Source organism: Leifsonia sp. Leaf336 (genome assembly GCF_001423695.1).
GTDB lineage: Bacteria > Actinomycetota > Actinomycetes > Actinomycetales > Microbacteriaceae > Leifsonia.
Window position 1 is genome coordinate 1,744,187 of the sequence record NZ_LMOZ01000001.1, and the last position, 22,880, is coordinate 1,767,066.

The window sequence follows — 22,880 nt, forward strand, 5'->3', positions numbered from 1 at the left end:
TCTCACCCTCGCAGTGGGAGGGGCTTCGTGCTGTGCGGGTCCGGCCGGCGGCGGGCGAACGCGGCGACGACCAGCCCGAACAGGCCGAGGCCGGCGACCAGGTACTCGATCCCCCGGCTGAGGAGCGTCGCCGGCGTTGTCGTCGTGCCCAGCGGGACGTCCGCGACCATGTGACCCGGTTCGAACGGCGGGATCTCGCTGATCGTTCGGCCGTCCGGCGCGATGATCTGGCTGCTACCGACCGTGGAAATGTTCACCAGTGACCGGCCCGACTCGATGGCCCGGAGCCGCGCGATGGCGAGCTGCTGCTGGTTCTCGTCGGTCTTGCCGAAGTCGGCGTTGTTCGTCTGGGCGAGAATGACCTGGGCGCCGCCCTGCATCATGTCGGTGAGCAGCTGATCGTCGACGATGTCGAAGCAGATCGAGATCCCGGTGCGCACGCCGCCGACGTCGAACACGTTGTCGCGCGTGCCCGGCGTGTAGTCGCGGGAGATGAGATCGATCAGTGAGGGCGCGAACGGCCGCCAGAACGACCGGTCGGGCACGTACTCGCCGAAGGGCACCGGGTGCTTCTTGTCGTAGAAGTCGACTGCGCCCGAGCCGGCCTCCCACTGCATCGACGTGTTGAAGTACTTGCCATCGCGGTAGGTGATCGTGCCGACGATGAACGGGGCGCCGAACCTTCGCGCGAGCGCGTCGAGCGCGGTGGCGCTCGCCGGGTCGCGTGTCGGGTCGGGCAGGACCGAGCCTTCCGGCCACACCACCATGTCGACCTTGCGGTCGCCGGTCACCTGACGCATCGGGATGGCGCGGGTCGCCTCGAGCTGCGCGTTCAGGACGGCGTACGGAACGTTGTCCGGATCGAAGAAGCCTGCCGGCCCATTGCCCTGCACGGCGGCGATGCGCGTTGTGCCGTGCGTCGTGGCCGGCCAGGAGGGTACTGCGAGTACGAGCGCGATCGCCCCCGCGGCGACGACCGCCCGCAGGGATGGCCGCACGTCGATGGCGAACACCGCCTCGACGATCAACGCGACCAGCCACACCATCACGAAACTCACCCCGGAAATACCCAGCCAAGCGGTCAGCGGCGCGAACGGGCTCTGCGACTGCGACTCGGCGACTCGGCCCCACGAGAAGCCGCCGTACGGCCAGTTTCCTGTCACGTACTCCCGCAGCACCCAGAGCCCTGCCACGATCACCGGGACGAGTCCCAGGCGTCCCGCGACGCTGGGCCACGCGCGAGGCACCCAGCGGTAGGCCAGCGTGATCAGGATGCCTCCGACGCCCCAGAACAGTGCTTCGAGAGTCGACAGCGCGACCCACGGAAGCGGCCCGAGATAGAGCGCGGTCCACGACACGTGGACGAGGTAGAACGATTCGCCGGCCAGCCAGCCGACCAGGAACGCCGAACCGGCGCGCCGTCCGCGCTGAGCGAGCAGCACCATCCCGATGCCGACGAACGTGAGCGGCCACCAGTCGCGGTCGGGGAACCCCGCGTCGAGCACCGGCCCCGCTGCCAGAGCGACCAGCACTGCGAGCCACAGCGGGAGTGGTGCGCGCGGCAGACGGGCGCGCAGCGATCGGGTCACGAAGGGAGAGCCTAAGGCATTCCGCTCGGTGCTCCGCACAGGCTGACCGTGGGCGCCGGTCACGCCACAGCCGAGTAGGCCACGATCCCCCGCCGGATGGACTCCAGGGCCTGGCGCGCGGTGCGCCCGACGTTGCCCTGGGCGACGAGCGAGAGCTGATCGAGGAGGTCGATCGTCTGCTTGGACCAGCGCACGAAGTCGCCGGCGGCCATGTCGGCCTCCCGCAACACCACGTCGAGCGCCGCCCCGCGAGCCCACTGGTACATCGCCAGTGCGAGCGCGGTGGAGATCGGGTCGCTCCCGGGCAACCGGTTCTCGCGTTCGAGGTCGTCGAGTCGCGCCCAGAGATCCGTCGTGCGGTCCAATGCGGGACGGAAAGCGCCGCGCGGCAGGTTCCGATCGTGCGCGAGTCCGTCGTCGCGCCGAGGCTCGAACACCAGGGCGCAGGCCATCGCGGCGAGGCTCGCCGCATCGAGCTCCTTCCACACCCCGCGGCGCAGGCACTCGGCCACCAGGAGGTCCCGCTCTCCGTAGATCCGCTTGAGGGTCCGTCCGTGGACGGTCAGGCTGGTCTCGCCGTCCTCCTCCACGAGGTAGCCGAGCTCCAGCAGGACCTCGGAGACGCGGTCGAAGACCTTAGCGACCGCTCCCGTCCGTGATTGGATCTGGGCGCTCAGACGGTCGGTCTCGCGCTTCAGCTTCCACCAGCGCTCGGACCAGCGAGCGTGCTGCTCGCGATCGGGGCAGCGATGGCAGGGGTGCTCGCGCAGCCGCTTGCGAAGCGCGGCCAGCTGGCGCTGGCGCTTGTCGCGATCCGAGCGGGAGGCGTTCTCGACACGCTGACCCTTCTTCTCCAGATCGCTGAGCTCGCGCCGAATGCGCGAGTACTCGCGGAAGTCGCCGAGATGGCACTGCATCGCCTTCTCGTAGCCCGCGAGGGACTCCTCCTGCTGCTTGACCTTACGAGCCAGGTCGACGACGGCCCGGTCGGCCTGGAACTGCGCGAACGACGACTCGAGGATCTCGCGCGTGCGCGGACGACCGAACTGATCGATGAGGTTGACCGCCATGTTGTAGGTGGGCCGGAAGCTCGAGTTCAGCGGGTAGCTGCGGCGGGAGGCCAGCGAGGCGACCGATTGCGGGTCGAGGCCGTCCTCCCATTGGATGACGGAGTGGCCCTCGACGTCGATCCCTCGGCGCCCCGCACGCCCCGTGAGCTGGGTGTACTCCCCCGGCGTGATCGGCACGCGCGACTCCCCGTTGAACTTCTCCAGCTTCTCGAGGACGACCGTGCGTGCGGGCATGTTGATGCCGAGCGCAAGCGTCTCGGTCGCGAACACGACCTTGACGAGCTTGCGGCGGAAGAGCTCCTCCACGACCTCCTTGAACGCCGGCAGCAGTCCGGCATGATGGGCCGCGACCCCGCGCTCGAGGCCCTCCAGCCACTCCCAGTAGCCGAGGACCGCCAGGTCCTCGTCGAGGAGGGTACGACAGCGTTCCTCGACGATCGCCCGGATCTCCTCGCGTTCGCGCGCCTCGGTCAGCCGGATTCCCTCGCGGAGGGTCTGACGGACGGCCGCGTCGCAGCCGTTGCGGCTGAAGATGAAGAAGATCGCCGGCAGCAGGTTGTGCTCGCCGAGCAGGCGCACGAGATCGGCGCGGTTCATCCGGAAGGTGTCCGGTCGGCCACCGCGCGAGTGGTAGCGGCCCACGTCCTTCATCTGGCGGCTGCTCAGCACGCGGCCGCCGTAGCGCGCCATCTGCACCAGCTCCGGGTTCACCCGGTTGGTCGCGGCGAGGCCCGACGAGTCGAAGAGATCGATGAGTTTGGAGCGCATGAGGATGTGCTGCTCCAGCGGCACGGGCCGCTCCTCCGAGACGACCACGTCGGTGTCGCCGCGCACCGCCTGGAGCCAGTCGCCGAACTCCTCCGCGTTGGACACGGTCGCGCTGAGCGAGACCATCCGCACCGCCGGCGGCAGGTGAATGATGACCTCCTCCCAGACGGCGCCGCGGAACCGGTCGGCCAGGTAGTGCACCTCGTCCATCACCACGTAGGCCAGATCGGCCAACAGGTCCGAGTCCGCGTACAGCATGTTGCGCAGCACCTCGGTCGTCATCACGACGATGCGCGCGTGCGAGTTGATGTTGGTGTCGCCGGTGAGGAGGCCGACCGACTCCGCGCCGTACTGCTGCACGAACTCCTGGAACTTCTGGTTGCTCAGCGCCTTCATCGGGGTCGTGTAGAACACTTTCGCGTTCGCCTCGCGCATGGCGAGGAACACCGCGAACTCGGCCACGATCGTCTTGCCGGCCCCGGTCGGCGCCGCGACCAGCACGCTGCGCCCGTTCTCGAGGCTCGCGCACGCCTCACGCTGGAACGGGTCGAGGTCGAACCGCAGCCCGGTCCGGAAGGTTTCGAGGAGCGGCTGCCGGGCGCGCTGCCGCGAGGCGGCGAAGCGTTCGGCCGGAGAGAGCTGCTGCTGGTCGGTCACGCGACCAGCCTATGCCGCGAGCTCGGCCTCCAGCTTCATCGCGGCCTTCGTGGCCCGGCGGTCGTGCAGCCACGACACCGCGTAGGCGGCGAAGTACAGCACCACCATCGGCACCGCGAGCAGGAACATCGAGAGGACGTCGGCCGCAGGCGTGGCGATCGCGGTGAACAGCGCGATCAGGATGATCGCCCAGCGCCACGAGCCGATGATCGACTTGGCGCTCAGCACGCCCACGAAGTTGAGCAACACCAGGAAGACCGGCAGCACGAAGGCGACGCCGACGGCAATCACCAGCTTGGTCACGAAGTCGATGTAGGTCTTGGCGTCGATGATCGCCGAGTCCTGTTCGGGGGCGAAGCTGGTCAGCAGCCCCACCATGTGCGGGACGAGCAGCCAGCCCACGACGCCACCGGCGATGAACAAGGGCACCGCCGTGAAGAAGAACCCGAATGCGTACTTGAGCTCTTTGCGGGTGAGCGCCGGCACGAAGAACGCCCAGATCTGCCACAGCCAGATGGGGCTGGAGATGACGACACCGATGGTGATGGCGACCTGCATCTTGAGGTCGAACGCACCGGTGATGGTGCCGTAGTTGAGCATCGCCTCGCGGCCCTGCTGCTTGGCGATCTCTGTGATGGGACCGCGGAGCGCGTTCATCACGGGGTCGGCGAGGAGCCAACCTACGACCGCGCCGACCAGGAGACCGAGTGCGGCACGGAAGAGACGTTTGCGAAGCTCGATGAAGTGCTCGGCCAGCGACATCCGGCCTTCACGGTTCTTGCCTCGCTTGGCGGAGGCCACGCGGTTACTGCTTCGGCTTGGAATCGGTCGTGTCGGTGGTCGCGGACGTGGCGTCGGCGTCGTCGCTGCCGCCCTTGCTGTCTTTGCCGTCCTTCTTCATCTCGTCGACCTCGCCCTTGAAGATCCGCATCGACTGGCCGATGCTCCGCGCCAGGGCGGGCAGCTTCGGCGCACCGAAGAGAAGGAGGATGACCGCGAGAATGATGAGCAGGTGCCATCCGGTGAGGCCGCCGAGCATGATTTACGTCCTTTTGCCTAAGTACGAGTAGCGGAACGGATCCGCCGTAACAAGTATTTTACCGCGCCGGACCCGCTGATCTCTGCGAGCTTGCCGAGCGACACGTCGATCGGCGATGGCCTGTTCCCGTTCTGCCCGGAGTGCATCCGGGTCTTCGAAGACCGCGCTGTGAAACTCAGTGTACCGCATGTCACCCGAGCGTTCGCTGAGGATCGCGGCCTTCTCCATCAGCGCGCCAGCCTCCCGCGCCGCGGCCATCACCTTGCGGAACAGCGACCACCCGAAGTAGGCGAGCATGCCGAGGAGGCCGAGCACGAGCACGGCCCAGATGACGACCCACGACCACCACGGCATGCTGGGAGCCTAACGGTAGCGGTCGGCGCCCGCACGCGCCCACTCGGCGACGATCGTGCGCGCCTCGGGAGGGTCGAGCACCGTCAGCACACCGGCGAGACCGGCCACCAGCCGCTTGAGTCCGTGGAAGTGGGCGACGCGCACACTCGTGCGCACCCGGCCGTCCCGCTCCTCGCGGGCGGCGCCCTCCGGGATGTAGTCCTCGATCAGCGGGATGGCCGAGGCCGACACCTCGATGCTGACGAGCTGATCCTCGGGGGTCCCTTCGAACAGCGTCTCGGGGAGCCGGAGGTCGCCCGGACGGTACGTGATCGGATCGTCGGTCGTCATGAGTCCGTCGATGCGGTCGAGGCGGAACGTCCTGATCGCGGTGCGCAGATGGTCCCAGCCGCGCAGATACCAGTCTTGGTCGGCCGACTCGACGCGCAGCGGATCCACGCGCCGCCGCTCGCGCTCACCGCGCGAGTTGAGGTAGTCGAACTCGAGCTGCGTGCCGGCGAGGACGGCCTCGCGGATCGTCGCCAGCGCCTCGTCCGACTCCGAGCGCGCCACCGCGACCTGGCTGGGCTCCGCGGACGCGCCGCGCGCCAGCTTGGCCATGAGCGAACCGATCACGTCGCGGTCCGCGTTCTCGGGCAGCGCGGTCAGATACTGGAGGCCGGCGATCAGCGCAGCGGCCTCCCGGGCCGAGAACCGCGGCGAGTCGTCGATCGCGACCTGATGCGTCAGGACGATGCGGTCGTTGTCCTCGAAGTCGTCCCAAGAGATGTCGAAGAGGTCGCCCGGCTGATACGCGTTCGTCTCGCCCGGGATGCCGGAGACCGCGATCAGCCGCACCGCGTCGCGCATGCTCTCCTCGTCGACGCCGAAGTGCTCCGCCGCCTCCGCGACGCTGACACGGTCGCGATCCATGAGATAGGGCACGAGAGCGAGCAGGAAGGCGAGCTTGTCCTGCGCCTGCATCGGGCGTCTGCGCTCAGCCATCGGAGCCCTCCCGCCGGTCTTCGTGCGCCCGCGCCACGATGAGGAGGCGCTCCAGGACCTTCTCGCGCAGTTCGGCCGGGGAGACGACCAGCACCTCCGGCCCGAAGGCCGCGAGCTGATCGGCGAGGATGTTGATGTCGGAGAAGTTCACGGTGAGCCGGAAAGCCTCGCCCTCGTGGGCGGCGGGAACCGCGTCGCCGTAGCGCTTGCGCAGCCGGGTCGCGGCGTCGGTGCCGGCGGTGACCTCGATCTCGGCGACGTTCGCCGTCCAGATCCGCTCGAGATCTTCGAGAGCGCGTTCGGCGAAGTCGCTGCCCTCCGGCTGGAAGGTGCGCGAGGTGACCTTCACGGCACCCACCATCCGCGAGAGCAGGAAGGTGCGGGATCCGCCGGCGTCCTGGTCGATGCCCTGCAGGTGCCAGCGACCCTGGTGCTGCACGAGCGCCAGCGGCGCGACCGTGCGCACGCGCGACGCGCTCTCGCCGGGCTTGAGGTAAGGGAACTGGACGATGGCGTGTCGCTCCAGCGCCTGGCTCAGCGGCTCGAAAGCGCTCTCCCGCGCGCGCAGCCGCGGCGCGTAACCGACCACCGGGTCGTCGGCCTCCACGCCGAGCGAGCGCAGTTTCATCAACGCACGCCGTGATTCCCCGGACAGCGAGCCCTCGCGCCACACCGTCGCGGCGAGGCCGAGCAGGGTGATCTCTTCCGGGGAGAACACGACGTCTTGCGGGAGGTCGTAGGCGCCCTTCGGGATTCGGTACCGCAGCAGCTGGTTGTTTCCGGCCGCCTCGGGCGACTCCACGGTCTCCAGCGGAACGCCGAGCTCACGGATGTCGTCTTTGTCGCGCTCGAACTGGCGCTCGAGGCTGCTGTTGTCGCCGTGCACCTCGTACCGCTGACGGTAGCCCTGCACCGTCGAGAGGATCTCGCTCTTGGTCAGGCCGTTCTCGGTCGCGAGCAGCGCCAGCACGAGGCTGAACAGACGCTCCTCGACCGGGACGCGCGGCGGCGAAGACGAGGATCGGGGCACCCGTCCATCCTAGACTGCGCGGTGCAGCTAGGGGCAGCGCGGCTCAGCGGACGCCGAGGATGTCGACCACCCAGGCCGAGGCCGGCACGTTGCCGTTGGCGGGAGCCTCGATGACCAGCTGGGAGCCGACCTTCTGACCGATCAGCGGTTTGAGGACCTCCTGAGGGAGGGCCTGGTTGAGCGCGCTCTGCCCGGTGTTCATCACGACGATGTCGGGCGATTTGCTCTGCCAGCTGCTCATGACGACGTTCTTGTTCTCCCAGCCGACCGCCGTGTAGTGCAGGACGACCTGCGAGTCCTTCTTGACGGTCGCGCCATCGCCCTGCTTGAGCACCTCGCTGCGCACCTGCTTGGGCGCGCCTCCCGACGACGGGATCGTGATGCCCGGCTGACCGGTCGGCGCGAGCACGACGGTCGGGAAGCCGGAGACGGACGGACGGACGGCGCCGTTCGCGGCCGGGAGGTAGGCGCCGACGATGTCGGCGACCAGGATGGTGGTGTTGCCGGAGCCCGCTCCACCTGCGTCCTTGGGCGAGATCGCCACGGCGACGCGCGAGCCGACGGGAGCGCAAAGGAGCCCCTTGCTGATCGCGGCGTTGGAGTTGCCGATGGTGATGGGCGTGGTGTCTCCGCCGTAGGTGCCCTTCTCACCGACCTGTCCGGTCTGGCCGTCGAGCAGCGTGTACTGGATCTCGACCATCTGGCCGTTGATCACCGGCTGTCCGGTGCCCTCGGTCAGGATCGTGCGCTGCGACGTCGACGCGTCGATCGGCGTCGGCATGGTGATCTTCGGCTGCTTGCCGATCGGTCCCGTCGCCGTCACGAGCGACGACGCCTGCCCGCTCTTGAGGGCGGTGCTGCAGTCGGCGTTCGGGTTGGAAGAGCAGCCGGTGAGCGCCACGGCGGCGATGCCGACAGCGAGGAGGGCAGCGGACGATCTTCCGAGTGCGGTGATTCTGCGCACGGGTCCTCTTTCGATGCGATCGGTGGGGAGGCGGGGAGGCACACGCCTCACGACCTCATTCATGCTAGTCGACGTGCGGGTCGCGCTCGTCACGGGGGACGCCGTCGGCGCCGGAATCCGCCTCCGACCCGGTTGCGCGGGCCAGCTCGGCGCTGGCCGTGGCCTCCCGCATGCGCTTGCGGAGGCTCTTCGGGCTGGACTGGCGTTCTCCGAGGGCGCCCGGCGTCCAGGCCTCGACGTCGGCGTCGTCGTAGTCGCTCTTGGACGGCCGCCGCTTGAGCTCGGGGAGGACGGTGCCCGGCGCGAGCCGGCGTGCCGTGATCAGGAAGCCGGTGTGCGCGATCATGCGGTGGTCCGGGCGGACCGCCAGGCCCTCCACGTGCCAGCCTCGCACCATGGTCTCGCTCGACTGCGGGTGCGTGTAGTGACCGGTCGCCCGGATCGCCTCGGCGACGCGCGAGAGCTGCGTCACGGTCGCGACGTAGCAGAGCACGACTCCCCCGGGCTTGAGCGCCTCGGTCACCACGTCGAGTGTCTCCCAGGGCGCGAGCATGTCGAGCACGACGCGGTCGACGCTCGCCGGCTCGACGGCCGCCGGAAGTGCGTCCTGCAGGTCGCCGACGGTGACCGTCCAGTTCTCGGGGTCGGAGCCGAGGAAGGTCGCCGCGTTCGCCTTCGCGACGTCGGCGAACTCGTCCCTGCGCTCGAACGAGAACAGCCGGCCCTCCTCGCCGATCGCGCGCAGCAGCCACAGCGACAGGGCGCCGGAGCCGACGCCGGCCTCCACCACGGTCGCCCCGGGGAAGATGTCGGCCAACGCCAGGATCTGGGCGGCGTCCTTCGGATAGATGATCGCGGCGCCCCGCGGCATCGACATCACGAAGTCGTTCAGGAGCGGGCGCAGGGCGAGGTGCTCGACGCCGGCATTGTTGGTCACGACCGAGCCGTCCGGCAACCCGATGATGGAGTCGTGGGCGAGCACGCCGCGGTGACTGTGGAACAGCTTGCCCGGCTCGAGCGTGATGGTGTTCATGCGCCCCTTCGGCCCGGTGAGCTGCACCCGGTCGCCCACGCGGAACGGTCCTGAGCTGCGGCGATCGACGCTCATCGCGCCTCCTCCCGTGCCGCAGCGACGGCGGCGATGTCGTCGGCCGTGCGGCCGGCGAGCGACTCCCACAGCGTGTGTTCGTCGGACTGCGGCAGCGGGACGATGTGCGGGACGCCGATGGTCGTGGCCCCGGAGGCCACCGCCGACGAGAGCCCGACGAGCGAGTCCTCGATCGCGACCGCCTGGCTCGGCTCGATGCCGAGCAGCTCGGCCGCCCGCAGATAGGGCTCCGGATGCGGCTTGGGCTCGGTGACCTCGTCGCCGCTGACGATGATGTCGAAGCCGTCGAACGGGATGGCCGCGACGATCTGCTCCGCCATGCTGCGGACCGACATGGTCACCAGCGCGGTGCGCACCCCGCGCTCCCGCAACGACTTGAGCAGCTCGCGGGCGCCTGGGCGCCACGGGACGCCCTCGCTCACGAGCTTCTCGCGCACCCGCTCGGTCAGCCAGTGGACGATCTCGTCGGCCGAGAGTTCGACGCCGCGCGACTGCAGGATCGCGGCGGAGTTCCAGAGTCCGAGCCCGACCAGCAGCAGGCCGTCGTCGTGGGTCCAGGTGCCGCCGAACGAGCCGACGAGCTCCTGCTCGGAGGCCATCCAGTACGGTTCGGTGTCGACGAGGGTGCCGTCCATGTCCCAGAGGACGGCCGCCGGCATCGCATGCGTGGTCAATTCGGTCACGACCGGCAAGTCTATCGTGACGGGGTCGGGCCTATCCTGGATGGATGGCGCCCGCCCGGTCGCCGACGAGAGGACGAGTAAGCCACGTGACTGACGCGAAGAACATCCTCGGCGGCCGCATCCTCGTGGTGGCCTTCGAAGGATGGAACGACGCCGGCGAGGCGGCCAGCGGCGCTGTGAAGACGCTGAAGGAGCAGCTCGACGTCGTCCCGATCGCCGAGGTCGACCCCGAGCTGTACTTCGACTTCCAGTTCAACCGTCCGGTCGTGGCCGACGACGACGGCCGGCGCCGGCTGATCTGGCCCTCCGCGGTCATGCTCGGACCTGCGCGCCCCGGGCGCGTCGGCGACGCGCTCGCGGGTGACGCCGAACTCGATGTCACGGGCGACAACGCGGGCAACATCTTCCTGCTGCTGGGCACCGAGCCCTCGCGCAGCTGGCGGAGCTTCACCGCCGAGATCATGGACGCCGCCCTGGCGGAGGACATCGGCGTGATCGTGTTCCTCGGGGCGATGCTCGCCGACGTTCCGCACACCCGCCCGATCTCGGTGTTCGCCTCGAGCGAGTCGGCCGCGGTGCGCGCGGAGCTCGGCATCGAGCGGTCGACGTACGAGGGCCCTGTCGGCATCCTGAGCGCGCTCTCCGAGGGTGCGGAGGACGTCGGCATCCCGACGGTCTCGATCTGGGCCTCCGTGCCGCACTACGTGCACAACGCGCCGAGCCCGAAGGCAGTCCTCGCCCTGATCGACAAGCTCGAGGAGCTCGTCGACGTCACCATCCCGCGCGGCTCGCTCGTCGAGGAGGCCGCAGCGTGGGAGGCGGGCATCGACGCCCTGGCCTCCGACGACGAGGAGATGGCCGCGTACATCCAGCAGCTGGAGCAGGCGCGCGACACTGTCGACTCCCCCGAAGCCAGCGGCGAGGCGATCGCGCAGGAGTTCGAGCGGTACCTGCGCCGGCGTGGTGACGGTCGCGACGGCCACGCCGGCGACGACCCGCGCCGCGGCTGATACCGCGCAGGGATTCACCCGGCCGACCCGGCGGTCGACTCAGGCGGCGAGCACTCCGGTGCCGAGCAGGATCATCAGGAGCACGCCGAGTGCGATCCGGTAGATCACGAACGGCAGGAAGCTCCTGCGCGAGATGTAGCCCATGAAGAAGGCGATCACGAGCAGGCCGACGACGAAGGCGACGACGGTCGCCACTGCGGTCTCGGCCGGGCCGAACACCTCGGGCGTGCACGTCCCCGCCGCCTCCAGCGCCTTCGTGCAGGGCTCCTTGAACGCTTTGTAGAGCTGGTAGAGACCGCTGCCGAACACGGCGGGGATCGCCAGCAGGAACGAATAGCGGGCGGCTGCACGGCGCTGATAGCCCATGAACAGGCCGGCCGTGATCGTACCTCCCGAGCGGGACACCCCCGGGATCAGCGCGAGCGCCTGCGCGAACCCGAAAATGATGCCGTTGCCCCAGGTGAGCTCCCGCAACCGCCGCGTCTTGGCGCCCACCCAGTCGGCGATGCCCAGAAGGATGCCGAAGACGATGAGGGTCGTCGCGACGATCCAGAGCGAGCGGAACGTCGTCTCGATCGCGTTCTGGAACAGAAGACCCAGCACGACGATCGGGATGCTGCCGAGGATGACCAGCCAGCCCATGCGGGCGTCGGGATCGTTGCGCGGAACGCGGCCGAACAGCGAGAGGAACCAGCGCGAGACGATCCGGGTGATGTCCTTCCAGAAGTACAGGAGGACCGCGGCCTCCGTTCCCAGCTGGATGATCGCGGTGAAGCGGGCGCCCGGATCGGCGCCGGTGCCGAGGAGCTCCCCGACGATGCGGATGTGTGCGCTCGAGGAGATCGGCAGGAACTCGGTCAGTCCCTGGACGAGCCCGAGGATGACGGCGTTGATGAAGTCCATGTGCTCTTTCAGTAGCTGCGCAGGAGGTCGCGCAGAACGGTCCTGCCGAACACTAGCGCGTCGAGCGGGACCCTCTCGTCGACGCCGTGGAACATCCCCGGGAAGTCGAGGTCGCTCGGGAGTCGCAGCGGCGCGAAGCCGTAGCCGGTGATCCCGAGCCGGCTGAGCGCCTTGTTGTCGGTACCCCCGGACAGCAGATAGGGCAGCACGGGGGCGCCGGGGTCGTGCCGTTCGAGGGTGCCGGTGATCGCGTCGACGAGGTCGCCGCCGAACGCCGCCTCCAGGCCGATGTCGCGATGCACGATCTCGATCTCGATGTCGTCGCCGACCAGCTCGCGCACCTCGGCGAGCACGCGGTCCTCGTCGCCCGGCAGCGTGCGGATGTCGACCAGCGCCTCCGCCGTGTCGGGGATGACGTTGTGCTTGTAGCCGGCCTCCAGCAGGGTCGGGTTGCTCGTGGCGCGCAGCGTCGCGAGGATGAAGCCCGCGGCGGTGCCCGTGCGCAGCACGACCTCGTCGGGACCGACGCGCTCGGGGTCGACGTCGAGCAGCCGTCCCAGCTCGGCGATGAGCCGCGTCGTGGTGTCGGTGAGCTGCACGGGCCACTCGCGTCGTCCGATCGCGACGACGGCCTCCGCGAGCTTCGTCAGTGCGTTGTCGCGGATGAGCCGTGACCCGTGCGCCGCGCGCCCGCGGGCGATCAGCTTGATCCAGACCAGCGACTTCTCACCGGTCTGCAGCAGGTACGCGCGCCGGCCGGCGAGGTCGATGGAGTAGCCTCCCACCTCGCTGATCGCCTCGGTCGCCCCGGCGAAGAGCTCGGGCTGCGTGTCGACGAGGAAGTGCGAGCCGCGGCGACCGCCGTCCTCCTCGTCGGCGAAGAAGCCCAGGACGAGATCGCGCTCCGGCTGCTCCCCCGCGCTCAGGATGTCGCCGACCGCCGTGAGGATCATCGCGTCCATGTTCTTCATGTCCACCGCTCCGCGCCCCCAGAGCAGGCCGTCGCGGATGACGCCGCCGAACGGGTCGACCGACCAGTTGCGCGGGTCGGCCGGCACCACGTCGAGGTGGCCGTGCACGACCAGGGCGGGCTTGCTGCGATCGCGGCCCTCCACCCGCGCCACCACGCTCGTGCGGCCGGGGTCGGATTCGAACAGCTGCGGCGCCAGGCCGAGGTCGCGCAGCCGTGCCTCGACGTACTCGGCCGCGTCGGCCTCCCCGTTGGAGCGGCCCTCACCGTAGTTGGTGGTGTCGAACCGGATGAGGTCGCGCGCGATGATCGCGGTCTCATCGAGGCCGGCCTCGTCGAAGCCGGCCGAGCCGGAAGCGGCCAGGTCGGAGGTGTTGTGGGCGTCGGTCATGCCCCAACGCTACCGGGGGCCGTTCCGCCACGCCCGGGCTGCGCCACGATGTGAAACCGGTGGTCGGTTTCGTGCTAATGTCTTTCTTCGGCAGCCGGAAGCTTCGGCCGCCGGAAAACACCTGTCCGGGTGGCGGAAATGGCAGACGCGCTAGCTTGAGGTGCTAGTGCCCGTATAGGGCGTGGGGGTTCAAGTCCCCCCTCGGACACCACGAGGCGAAGGCCCCGATCGAGAGATCGGGGCCTTCGTCCGTTCCAGGCCTGGGCTGTTCCCCTGCGCCGCCGTAGTGTGACTGCCATGGCGTCCCGGAAGCGGTCCTCGGAGAGTCTCTTCACGGTGCTCCTCGCGTTCGGCGCGAACCTGATCATCGCGATCGCGAAGACCGTCGCCGCCATGATCACCGGATCCGCGTCGATGGTTGCGGAGGCGGCGCACTCGTGGGCGGACTCCGGCAACGAGGTGTTCTTGATCCAGGCCGAGCGTCGCGCGAAGCGGCCGAGGGACGCCTCCCATCCCAGTGGATACGGCCGGGAGACGTACGTCTGGTCGCTGTTCGCCGCGGTGGGGCTGTTCACCGCGGGTGCGGTTGTGTCGATCCTGCACGGCATCACGGCGCTCGGCGCGGACGAAGCGAATACCGATTACCTCATCAACTACATCGTGCTCGCGGTGGCGTTCGTGTTCGAAGGCATCTCGTTCCTCCAGTCGTTCCGTCAGGCGCGCTCGATGGCCGCCGAACGCGAGACCGGCACGCTCGAGCACGTCTTCCGCACCTCCAACCCGACGCTGCGGGCTGTCTTCGCGGAGGACGCCGCTGCGCTGATCGGGCTCGTCATCGCCTTCCTGGGGGTCCTCCTCCACGAATTGACGGGCAACGCCGTGTTCGACGCGGTCGGCTCGATCCTGGTCGGTGTGCTGCTCGCGGTCGTCGCGGTGGTGCTCATCGATCGCAACCGACGGTTCCTGCTCGGCGAGCAGACGCCCGACCGCGTCACCCGGGCGGCGCTTGCCGCGATCCTGCGGCATCCCGAGGTCGAGAGGGTCACCTACCTGCACTTGGAGTACGTCGGGCCCGAGCGCGTGTTCCTTGTGGCGGCCGTCGACCTGATCGGGAACGACAGGGAGTCCGATGTCGCGGAGGACCTCTACGCGGTCGAGAAGGCGCTGGAGAGCGACGAGCACGTGGCCGAGGCCGTGCTCACGCTCTCCCGCCGCAACGCGCCGGCGCTGGTGCTCGACGACCCCGGCACGTCGAACATCGCATAGCGGCCACATTCCGACCGCTTCAGGGACCAGACTGGGGTCATGGCCAGCACGGGATCCCGCACGCTCCAGCTGCTCTCGCTCCTGCAGACGCACCGGTATTGGCCGGGGCAGGAGCTCGCCGACCGGCTGGAGGTGTCACCGCGCACCCTCCGCCGCGATGTCGAGAGACTGCGCGACCTCGGCTACCCGGTGGACGCCACACGCGGTGTCGCCGGTGGCTACCAGCTCGCCGCGGGCGCCTCGCTTCCTCCCCTCGTGGTGGACGACGAGGAGGCCGTCGCGCTCGCCGTGGGGCTGCGCACCGCCGCCCAGAGCGGCATCTCGGGCGTCGCCGACGCCTCCGTCCGCGCGCTCGCGAAGGTGGCGCAGGTCATGCCGCCGCGCCTGAAGCGCCGCGTGGACGCGCTCCGCGTGGCCACCCTGGCGGCGGAGCTGCGGCCAGGGCCCGTCGTCGATGCAGAGGCGCTCACCGTCGCCGCGCAGGCGTGCAGGGACGAGGAGAGGATCGCGTTCTCGTACGTCCGGCGCGATGGGGAGGCCTCCCGGCGTGTTGTCGAGCCGCACCGGCTCGTGTCGGTGGGCCGCCGCTGGTATCTCGTGGCGTACGACCTCGACCGGCACGACTGGCGCAGCTTCCGGCTCGACCGCATCGCCGAGCCGCGGCCGACGGGCGCGCGCTTCCGGTCGCGCACGCTTCCGGCGGCGGACGCGGCCGAGTACGTGAGGGACTCGCTGGCGGGCGCGACCGACCAGCTCGTCGTGGACGCCGTGATCGAGGCCCCGCTCGCATACGTCGAGCAGAAGATCGGACGCTGGGCGACGGCCGAGGCCGACGGGCCGACGCGCACGCGCGTGCGGCTCACCGCCGACACGCCCGAATGGGCGCTCTTCGGCCTCGCGGCCGTCGATGCGCCCTTCACCATCGAGGGTCCGCACGAGGTGCGCGAGCTGGCCGAGCTCTGGGGGCGACGGTTCGGCGCCGCAACTAGACTCGTCAACCGATGACCTCCACCGAACGCACCCCCTCCCCCGCCGACATCAAGCGCTGGCGGCGGTATCTGGCCGATGAGCGCGCCGAGGCCGCGGTCTACCGCGATCTGGCCGGCCGCCGCGACGGGGAGGAGCGTGAGATCCTGCTCGCGCTCGCCGAGGCGGAGGGCCGCCACGAGCAGCACTGGCTCGGGCTTCTCGGCGACCAGGTCGGCCGCCCGCTCCGCGGCGACATCCGTACCCGCATGCTGGGGTTCCTCGCCCGCAGCTTCGGCTCGGTGTTCGTCCTGGCGCTCGCACAGCGGGCGGAGGCCCGGTCTCCGTATGCCGACGACGTCGACGCCACCCCCCAGATGGCCGCCGACGAGCAGGTGCACGAGGAGGTCGTGCGCGCGCTCGCCGCACGCGGCCGGCAGCGTCTCTCCGGCACCTTCCGCGCCGCCGTGTTCGGCGCGAACGACGGCCTCGTCAGCAACCTCGCGCTCGTGCTGGGTGTCAGCGCGAGCGGGGTTCCGACGCACGTAGTGCTGCTCACGGGCATCTCGGGTCTGCTCGCCGGCGCGCTGTCGATGGGGGCGGGAGAGTACGTCTCGGTCCGGTCGCAGCGCGAGCTCCTGGAGGCCTCCAGCCCCAACCCCGCCACCAGCTCGGCGCTGTCGCACCTCGATGTGAACGCCAACGAGCTGACCCTGGTCTACCGAGCGCGTGGGATGGAGCAGGCGGATGCCGAGGAGCACGCGCGGGAGGTGCTCTCCACACTCAGCGCCTACACCTCCCCCGTCGCCGTCCAGAGCCCGACCGGCGACGAGCACGAGGCGATCGGCAACGGCTGGAGCGCCGCCGTCTCGAGCTTCTGCTTCTTCGCCTCCGGAGCGCTCATCCCGATCCTGCCGTTCCTGTTCGGCCTGACCGGCACCGCCGCCATCATCGTCGCGGCCGTGCTCGTCGGCCTCGTGCTGCTCGGGACCGGCGCCGTGGTCGGACTGCTCTCGGGAGCCTCCCCGCTCAAGCGCGCGTTGCGCCAGCTCGCGATCGGTTATGGGGCCGCCGCGGCGACCTACCTGCTCGGCCTGCTCTTCGGCGCGACCGTCGGCTGATCCTCGGGCCGAGCGGATTCAGCGCCGTCGGCGGTCACCGCCGTCGACGCCGTAGACGATCGCCCCGGCGAGCGGGATGAGCAGGAACCACAGCCAGCTGTACTGGTAGCCCCACGCCAACCCGGTCACGAAGAAGAGGATGACCGCGACGAAAGGCATGATCGACACGACCAGGAGGCCCCAGCGGTTGACCGGGCGGCCGTGTTCGCCGGGAACGGGAGGGTAGCCGTACGGGCTCGGGCCTGGTTCGGACGCCTGCCACGCGGCAGCACCCGGTCGCGGCGTCGCGCCGTCGAGGTGCAGCGCACCGGGCAGGTCGGCGAAGAGCGGTGCGAGATCGCCGCGCGTCACGGCCTCGCGGGCCGCGGAGGTGCGCGACTGCAGCTCGGCGTCGCTCAGCCTCCCCTGCGCGGCGTGCGATTGGAGGGCGGCGACGGCGCGTTCCCTCTCGTCGTTGCTGAGGCGCAGCGATGCGCCTGACGGGTCCCCGAAGTCTGTCATGCGGCCCAGTATCGCAGGTGCTCGCACCGACGGAGAGTCCATCTCGGTGTCCACCGGCCACGACGCGTTCCGGCCGTGAAGCAGCGGCCCGCTGTCCCGGTACACTCGCTCCCGACCTGAAGGACGTACCTTGCCGCATACTCGCATCCTCTCCGTCGCCACCGAGCTCGCGCCGAACCGACTCGACATCGACACCATCGCCGACCGCGTCCTCGACGCGTCACCCACCAAGCTCCCCGTCGGCTACATCAACCGGCTCACCGGAGTGCGGACCGTCTACCACAGACACCCCTGGCAACAGGCGTCCGACCTTGCAGCGGCGGCCGCGACGACCGCCCTCGAACGCGCCGGGCTCACCATTCACGACATCGACCTGCTCCTGTTCGCGTCGGCGTCGCAAGACCTGATCGAACCGGCGACCTCCCACATCGTCTCCGATCTACTCGGCGGCCGGTACATCCCTGTCTTCGACGTCAAGAACGCCTGCAACAGCTTCCTCGGCGGCCTCCACATGGCCGACGTTTTCATCCGCAGCGGGCAGTACCACCGCGTGCTCGTCGTCTCGGGCGAGACCCCGAGCATGGCCATCCGGTGGGCGTGCAACGACAAGAGCCAGTTCACGCGTGCCATCCCCGGGTTCAGCATGACCGATGGCGGCGCCGCGATGGTCGTCGTCGCCGACAGCAGCAACTCGATCCACCGGATCGCATTCCGGTCGGACTCGTCCCAATGGGACGCGGGCACCCTCGGCGCCGGCGGGTCGCGCGCGCCCCGAGAGCTCGACGCGACCTATTTCGACATGGACGGACGCAAGCTTCACGACGCGTTCCTGAGCCTCGGGCCGAGCATCCTGCAGGAGACCCTCGAGGAGACGGGAAAGGACTGGGACGACTTCGCCGCGATCGGCATGCACCAGGTCTCCCTCCCCTACCTGGCGAACATCTGCCACATGCTCGGCGTGCCACAGGGGCGATTGGTGAACACCATCGCGCACTACGGCAACGTCACCTCGCTGAGCCTTCCGCTGCAGCTCGAACTCGCCATGGGAGCAGGCACCCTCCGCCCCGGCGACGACTTCGCGTTCATCGGCTTCGCCGGCGGCATCTCCACCGGGCTGGGGGTATTCACGGTATGAAACTCGCCGTCATCATCCCCGCCTACAACGAGGAGGCGACGATCGCGGACACGCTCCGCCGCCTCGCGCACTCGCCAGACCGCGACTTCGACGTCGTGATCTGCGACAACGCCTCCACCGACGGGACCCGTCGCGCGATCGACGCTGTCATCGCAGAGCACGAACTCGGTTGGACGGTCATCACCGAGACGCAGAAGGGCACCGGCGCGGCAGCCGACAGCGCGGCCCGGGAGGCGATCCGGCGCGGCGCGACCCACATCGCCCGCACCGACGCGGATTGCCTGCCCGCGCACGAGTGGATCCAGAGCATCAAGAGAGCTTTCAGCACCGTCGGCGCTCGCGGATCGGACACTCCGCACTTCGTCGCCGGAGTGAGCTACCCGCGCACCGACGACACGGGCATCAGCCCCGGACGTGCTCGCGTCCTCACCGTCGTCAACGAGGTGGCGATCTGGTTCGGACGAATCCGCCCGTCCAACTTCGGGAGTCGGTACCGGGGCCCGTACATGATGACCTCGGGAAACAACCTCGCCATCACGGCCGAGCTGTACGCGGCCGTCGGAGGGTTCACTCGCACCGCCATCGAAGACGTTCACGAAGACCGAGAACTCATCCAGGCCGTCCGCCGGGCCACCCATCGCTACCGCCTCCACCGAGATGTCGTCGTCTATGCGTCCGCCCGGAGGATCGAACAGTGGGGAATCGTCCGATCGCTTCTGTGGTACGCGGGCCACTACTTCCGGCCCGAGCTGGTGGATCTGAGATGACCGCGCGCATCGCCACCCGGGAGGACCGCCGCGTCGTACGGCGCGCACACACCACCGGCTACCTCGCGCTGAGCAGCATCAACGCGCTGGGCGACGCCGTCCGCGTGCCCGGAGTCGGGCTCGTCGTCAACGACGCCGCACTCATCCGGCAGATCCTCCTCGACGATGTGCACTTCGCCAAAGTGGGCCCGGGCGGATCGTCCGAGTTGTGGACTCCCGTCATCGGCGGGAACGCCCTCCTGAACATGGACGGCCCGGCTCACACGCAGCTGCGTCGCAAGCTCGGCCCGCTGTTCACCCCGCGCTTCCTCAGCAGGATCGTCGGAGACATCCTCGAACCGGAACTCGACGCGTTCCGGCGGCAGCTCGGCGAGATGGGTCGAGCGGACGTGGTCGGCTACGCCGAACGAGCCGCCGCCCTGGTGATCTGCCGGCTCACCGGCTACCCGGCGGACGCCGACGCGGCGACCGCGCAGCTCGCACGCGCCCGGGAGCTCCTCCGTTACGCGAAGCTCACCACGCGGCGGTTCGAAGGGGCGACCCTCGCCGCCATGCGCGCGAAGCTGTCGGAACTGACCACAATCGCCCGTTCCGCCTACCGGGAGGCCGACAGGGAGACGGTCCCCGGATTGCTGAGGTCGCAGGGGCTCGGGGAACACGATGCCATCGCTGTGATCTCCGCGCTGGTCATCGCCGGAACCGAGACCATCGTCTCGTTCCTCCCCCGGCTCGCGCAGTTGCTCATCACCTCCGGACACCTCGACCGGTTGGCCGACGATCCGTCGGGCGTCGACGCCGCCGTGAACGAAGGGCTGCGGGTCACCGTGCCCTCCCCGGTGATGATCCGCGCGGTCGCGGAGGCGACCACCGTCGGCGGCCGAAGGGTGCGACCAGGCGACCGGATCATCCTGTCGACGGTCATGGCCTGCAATCGTGCCGGGGACTTCGACCCGGACCGTCTCGTTCCCGCAGAGATGCGGCACCTCTGGTTCGGCGCCGGCGCGCACTTCTGCATCGGAATGGCGTTGGCGACTCTCGAGGCGACGACCTTCGCCGCGACGCTCGCCGATATCCACGCGACGACGCCGCTCCGCATCGTCTCGAAGCGCTACAAGACACGCACCATCGCCGCCAGCTACCAAGAACTGATACTCGAATGCACACCATCCTGACCTTCATCGAAGCGTCGGCGGCAGCCCACCCGGACCTTCCGGCGATCCGTCACCGGAAGCACAGCATCACCTTCCGGGAGCTGGCGACGGGCATCGACCGTGTCGCACGCCACGCGATCGCCGCCGGAGCTTCAGCAGGCGACCGGTTCCTCTTCGCCGCTCGCCCGTCGCCCACTTCGCTGACCATCACCCTGGGACTGCTCCGCGCGGGACTGACGCTGGTCTTCGTGGACCCGTTCACCAGCCCTGACCTCTTCGCCTCGCGCGCCCAGACCGTCCGTCCCCGCTACACCCTCGCCGACGCCGTGCTGTACACACTCGGTCACCGCCGCCTGGCGCCGGCCCGACGCTGGAAGAACGTCAGCATCTGCGACTACTCCGCCGTGGAGGCGACACACCTCCATATCGGGAGAAGGCTCCCGGGCGTCCCCCCGCAGAGCGTCAGCATGAACGCCTGGCTGACCACCCCCGCGCCCGACGTCGGGCTGCCGGAGCTCGACCCGGGCGCGGACGCCGTCATCACCTTCACGTCAGGGACGACCTCCGATCCGAAGGGCGTCGTGCACACGCTCGCCACCCTCTCCTCCAACGTGGAGGCCTTCGCCGACGCGCTCGACCTCCAGCACGGGCAGCAGGTCTATTCGGAACCGATGACAGTCGGCGCGGTCGCACTCGCCCGTGCTGCGACCTGGCACATCCCCCACCGCCGGGACCGCATCCCCGACGCGGACGTCTACTTCGGCGTTCCCACGGACGTGCTCGACTTCCTCGACCGTGTCGACCGCAGCGGACGCACCCCGAAGATCCGTACCGTGGCCACCGGCGCCGCTCCCGTCCTCCCGTCCCTCGTCACTCGTGTTTCCCGCACATTCGGGGAGGCGACCCGGATCCTCAACGTCTACGGCATGACCGAGATGCTGCCCGTCGCCGTCGGCGACGCGCGCCGGAAGCTGGAGACCGTCCGAGGCGATCTCCTCGGTTCGCCCATCGGCGACACCCGCATCCGTATCGCCGCCGACAACGAGATCGTCGTCACCGGCTCCGGCCTCATGGATCGGTACTTCGGGAAGGAACGCGCCGAATGGCATGCGACCGGTGACTACGGCGAGCTCACCGAGGACGGTGAGCTCATCATGCTCGGCCGCAAGAAGAACATGCTCATCCGGCGCGACCAGAACATCTACCCGAGCCTGTACGAGCCGGCGATCACCGTCATCCACGGAGTCGCCGATGCCGCGATCGTGGGCGTGCCCGACGAGTACGGCGATGACGTCGTCTACCTGTTCATCGTCCCTGAGCCAGGACACGACACGGAGGCGGTGCGCCTTCGAGTGATCCGGGAGGCTCCCGGCCACATGGATACGGAGGCGATCCCCGATCACGTGATCGCCATCCCGGCGATGCCCGTCACCGGTCGGGCCAGGAAACGCGACATGCAGGCTCTGGTCCGCCTCGCGACAGAGCACGGGGTCGTGCCGTGATCGTCGTCACCGGCGCATCCGGGTTCGTGGGCAGGCACCTCGTCGACCGGTTGCGGAGGGAGGGCGAGCACGTGATCGTGGTCGGTCGTCGCGTCGGCGCTTCGACCCCGGACGAGTTCGTCCATGCTGACCTGACTCGGGATGCCTCCCTCCCGCACTTCGGCGGAGCGACGGTGGTCCATTGCGCGGCGGCCACACGGGACGGCTTCTCCGCCGACGTGGCGGCCACCAATGTCCTGCTGGCCGAGTCGGCGCTTCGCCTCTCCGACGGCCCTCTCATCCATGTGTCGTCGTCGTCGGTCTATGACGTCTCGAAACCGTCTGTCGGCACTCCCGTGAGCGCGGCGACCGGAGACTACCCGTGGTTCAACTCGTACGGGCCGTCGAAGCTGGCCGCGGAGCGCGTGTTGTCCCGGGCCGGCCGTGACGTCACGGTATTGCGCCCGCACGCCGTCTACGGCCCCGGAGACACGACGCTGGCACCGCGGCTCCGGCGCGCCGCCCGCAGCGGCGTGCTCCCTCTTCCCGGCGGAGGCCGCGCCGTCCACGCCTTCACGTCCGTCGAGAACCTCGTGCAGGCGATCGTGCAGGCGGTCGCGGTACGCCTGGCCGGAGTCCACACGTTCAACATCACCGATCCGGAGCCGGTCGGTGTCCGTGATGCCATCCTTCAGGTTCTCGGCAGGAACACACGCATCATCGACGTGCCCCTCGGCCTCGCGCGGCACGCTGGACGCGTGGTCGGACGGCTCGCCGGTTCCCGCGAGCCCACCCTGTCGGAGTACGCCGTGCTCCAACTCGGCCTCGACCGCACCTACGACCTCGCCGGCACGTACGAGGTGCTCGGCTTCCGTCCGGAGCCCACGGACTTCACCGCGGCCGCGACCATGCACTGACTCCACCTGTTCGCGAGCGCCATGGGTGCCCGCGTCGGTCGTCCGGCGTACACTT

22 protein-coding genes and 1 tRNA gene are annotated in these 22,880 nt (G+C 69.4%); 10 read left to right on the forward strand and 13 right to left on the reverse strand.

Annotation, left to right across the window (positions count from 1 at the left end; genetic code table 11):
• Positions 1–2 precede the first annotated feature (2 nt).
• From lnt to ASF88_RS08415, 10 genes are all read right to left on the reverse strand, one after another.
• Positions 3–1,589, reverse strand: a complete 1,587-nt coding sequence (gene lnt, locus ASF88_RS08370; RefSeq protein WP_235493338.1) for an apolipoprotein N-acyltransferase — start codon at positions 1,587–1,589, stop codon at positions 3–5.
• Positions 1,590–1,648: 59 nt separating this feature from the next.
• Complete coding sequence (locus tag ASF88_RS08375; RefSeq protein WP_055916294.1) at positions 1,649–4,084, reverse strand: DEAD/DEAH box helicase; 2,436 nt, start codon at positions 4,082–4,084, stop codon at positions 1,649–1,651.
• Positions 4,085–4,093: 9 nt separating this feature from the next.
• Positions 4,094–4,846 (reverse strand): twin-arginine translocase subunit TatC, encoded by a 753-nt coding sequence (tatC, locus tag ASF88_RS08380; protein ID WP_055916939.1) that lies wholly within the window; start codon positions 4,844–4,846, stop codon positions 4,094–4,096.
• A gap of 43 nt (positions 4,847–4,889) precedes the next feature.
• The gene (gene tatA, locus ASF88_RS08385; protein WP_055916297.1) at positions 4,890–5,123 is read right to left on the reverse strand and encodes a Sec-independent protein translocase subunit TatA; all 234 of its coding nucleotides are present in this window, start codon (positions 5,121–5,123) and stop codon (positions 4,890–4,892) included.
• Between the two features lie 3 nt (positions 5,124–5,126).
• A complete protein-coding gene (locus ASF88_RS08390; protein WP_055916298.1) occupies positions 5,127–5,477 on the reverse strand; it encodes a hypothetical protein in 351 nt (116 codons plus the stop codon).
• Between the two features lie 9 nt (positions 5,478–5,486).
• A complete protein-coding gene (locus tag ASF88_RS08395; RefSeq protein WP_055916300.1) occupies positions 5,487–6,461 on the reverse strand; it encodes a helix-turn-helix transcriptional regulator in 975 nt (324 codons plus the stop codon).
• Entirely contained in the window at positions 6,454–7,491 is a 1,038-nt protein-coding gene (locus ASF88_RS08400; RefSeq protein ID WP_055916303.1) for a helix-turn-helix transcriptional regulator, read from the reverse strand. Before ASF88_RS08400 ends, ASF88_RS08395 begins: the two co-directional genes overlap by 8 nt.
• A 43-nt stretch (positions 7,492–7,534) precedes the next feature.
• The gene (locus ASF88_RS08405; RefSeq protein WP_055916305.1) at positions 7,535–8,455 is read right to left on the reverse strand and encodes an FKBP-type peptidyl-prolyl cis-trans isomerase; all 921 of its coding nucleotides are present in this window, start codon (positions 8,453–8,455) and stop codon (positions 7,535–7,537) included.
• A 64-nt stretch (positions 8,456–8,519) separates the two neighbouring features.
• On the reverse strand, positions 8,520–9,563 hold the full coding sequence (locus tag ASF88_RS08410) for a tRNA (adenine-N1)-methyltransferase (RefSeq protein WP_055916307.1): 1,044 nt from the start codon (positions 9,561–9,563) through the stop codon (positions 8,520–8,522).
• Positions 9,560–10,222: an HAD family hydrolase gene (locus ASF88_RS08415; protein ID WP_055916942.1), complete on the reverse strand. Its 663-nt coding sequence runs from the start codon at positions 10,220–10,222 to the stop codon at positions 9,560–9,562. Before ASF88_RS08415 ends, ASF88_RS08410 begins: the two co-directional genes overlap by 4 nt.
• Before the next feature lie 110 nt (positions 10,223–10,332).
• On the opposite strand from ASF88_RS08415, the gene ASF88_RS08420 reads away from it, so the two are divergent.
• Complete coding sequence (locus ASF88_RS08420; RefSeq protein WP_055916309.1) at positions 10,333–11,256, forward strand: proteasome assembly chaperone family protein; 924 nt, start codon at positions 10,333–10,335, stop codon at positions 11,254–11,256.
• A gap of 39 nt (positions 11,257–11,295) precedes the next feature.
• Here ASF88_RS08420 and ASF88_RS08425 read toward each other — a convergent pair whose 3' ends face one another.
• A complete protein-coding gene (locus tag ASF88_RS08425; protein WP_055916311.1) occupies positions 11,296–12,159 on the reverse strand; it encodes an undecaprenyl-diphosphate phosphatase in 864 nt (287 codons plus the stop codon).
• Between the two features lie 8 nt (positions 12,160–12,167).
• Positions 12,168–13,520 carry a M20/M25/M40 family metallo-hydrolase gene (locus tag ASF88_RS08430; protein WP_055916313.1) on the reverse strand — a complete coding sequence of 451 codons (1,353 nt, stop codon included), beginning with the start codon at positions 13,518–13,520 and terminating at the stop codon, positions 12,168–12,170.
• A 123-nt stretch (positions 13,521–13,643) separates the two neighbouring features.
• Here ASF88_RS08430 and ASF88_RS08435 point away from each other — a divergent pair.
• From ASF88_RS08435 to ASF88_RS08450, 4 genes are all read left to right on the forward strand, one after another.
• Positions 13,644–13,731, forward strand: a tRNA-Leu gene (locus tag ASF88_RS08435).
• Positions 13,732–13,817: 86 nt separating this feature from the next.
• On the forward strand, positions 13,818–14,786 hold the full coding sequence (locus ASF88_RS08440; protein ID WP_055916315.1) for a cation diffusion facilitator family transporter: 969 nt from the start codon (positions 13,818–13,820) through the stop codon (positions 14,784–14,786).
• A 39-nt stretch (positions 14,787–14,825) separates the two neighbouring features.
• Positions 14,826–15,791, forward strand: a complete 966-nt coding sequence (locus ASF88_RS08445) for a helix-turn-helix transcriptional regulator (protein ID WP_055916317.1) — start codon at positions 14,826–14,828, stop codon at positions 15,789–15,791.
• On the forward strand, positions 15,788–16,873 hold the full coding sequence (locus ASF88_RS08450) for a VIT1/CCC1 transporter family protein (protein WP_055916319.1): 1,086 nt from the start codon (positions 15,788–15,790) through the stop codon (positions 16,871–16,873). Before ASF88_RS08445 ends, ASF88_RS08450 begins: the two co-directional genes overlap by 4 nt.
• A gap of 18 nt (positions 16,874–16,891) precedes the next feature.
• Here the strand turns inward: ASF88_RS08450 and ASF88_RS08455 are convergent, their stop codons facing one another.
• Entirely contained in the window at positions 16,892–17,374 is a 483-nt protein-coding gene (locus ASF88_RS08455; RefSeq protein ID WP_055916945.1) for a DUF1707 SHOCT-like domain-containing protein, read from the reverse strand.
• Between the two features lie 130 nt (positions 17,375–17,504).
• Here ASF88_RS08455 and ASF88_RS08460 point away from each other — a divergent pair, with 130 nt between their 5' ends.
• Genes ASF88_RS08460 through ASF88_RS08480 form a run of 5 tightly spaced genes read left to right on the forward strand, consistent with a single transcriptional unit; the run spans position 17,505 to position 22,825 of the window.
• The gene (locus tag ASF88_RS08460) at positions 17,505–18,509 is read left to right on the forward strand and encodes a 3-oxoacyl-ACP synthase III family protein (protein ID WP_055916321.1); all 1,005 of its coding nucleotides are present in this window, start codon (positions 17,505–17,507) and stop codon (positions 18,507–18,509) included.
• A complete protein-coding gene (locus tag ASF88_RS08465; RefSeq protein ID WP_055916323.1) occupies positions 18,506–19,276 on the forward strand; it encodes a glycosyltransferase in 771 nt (256 codons plus the stop codon). The genes ASF88_RS08460 and ASF88_RS08465 overlap by 4 nt, the downstream gene beginning before the upstream one ends.
• Positions 19,273–20,448, forward strand: a complete 1,176-nt coding sequence (locus ASF88_RS08470; protein ID WP_055916325.1) for a cytochrome P450 — start codon at positions 19,273–19,275, stop codon at positions 20,446–20,448. Before ASF88_RS08465 ends, ASF88_RS08470 begins: the two co-directional genes overlap by 4 nt.
• On the forward strand, positions 20,433–21,929 hold the full coding sequence (locus tag ASF88_RS08475) for a class I adenylate-forming enzyme family protein (RefSeq protein ID WP_055916327.1): 1,497 nt from the start codon (positions 20,433–20,435) through the stop codon (positions 21,927–21,929). The genes ASF88_RS08470 and ASF88_RS08475 overlap by 16 nt, the downstream gene beginning before the upstream one ends.
• Entirely contained in the window at positions 21,926–22,825 is a 900-nt protein-coding gene (locus ASF88_RS08480) for an NAD-dependent epimerase/dehydratase family protein (protein ID WP_055916330.1), read from the forward strand. Before ASF88_RS08475 ends, ASF88_RS08480 begins: the two co-directional genes overlap by 4 nt.
• Positions 22,826–22,880: the final 55 nt, after the last annotated feature.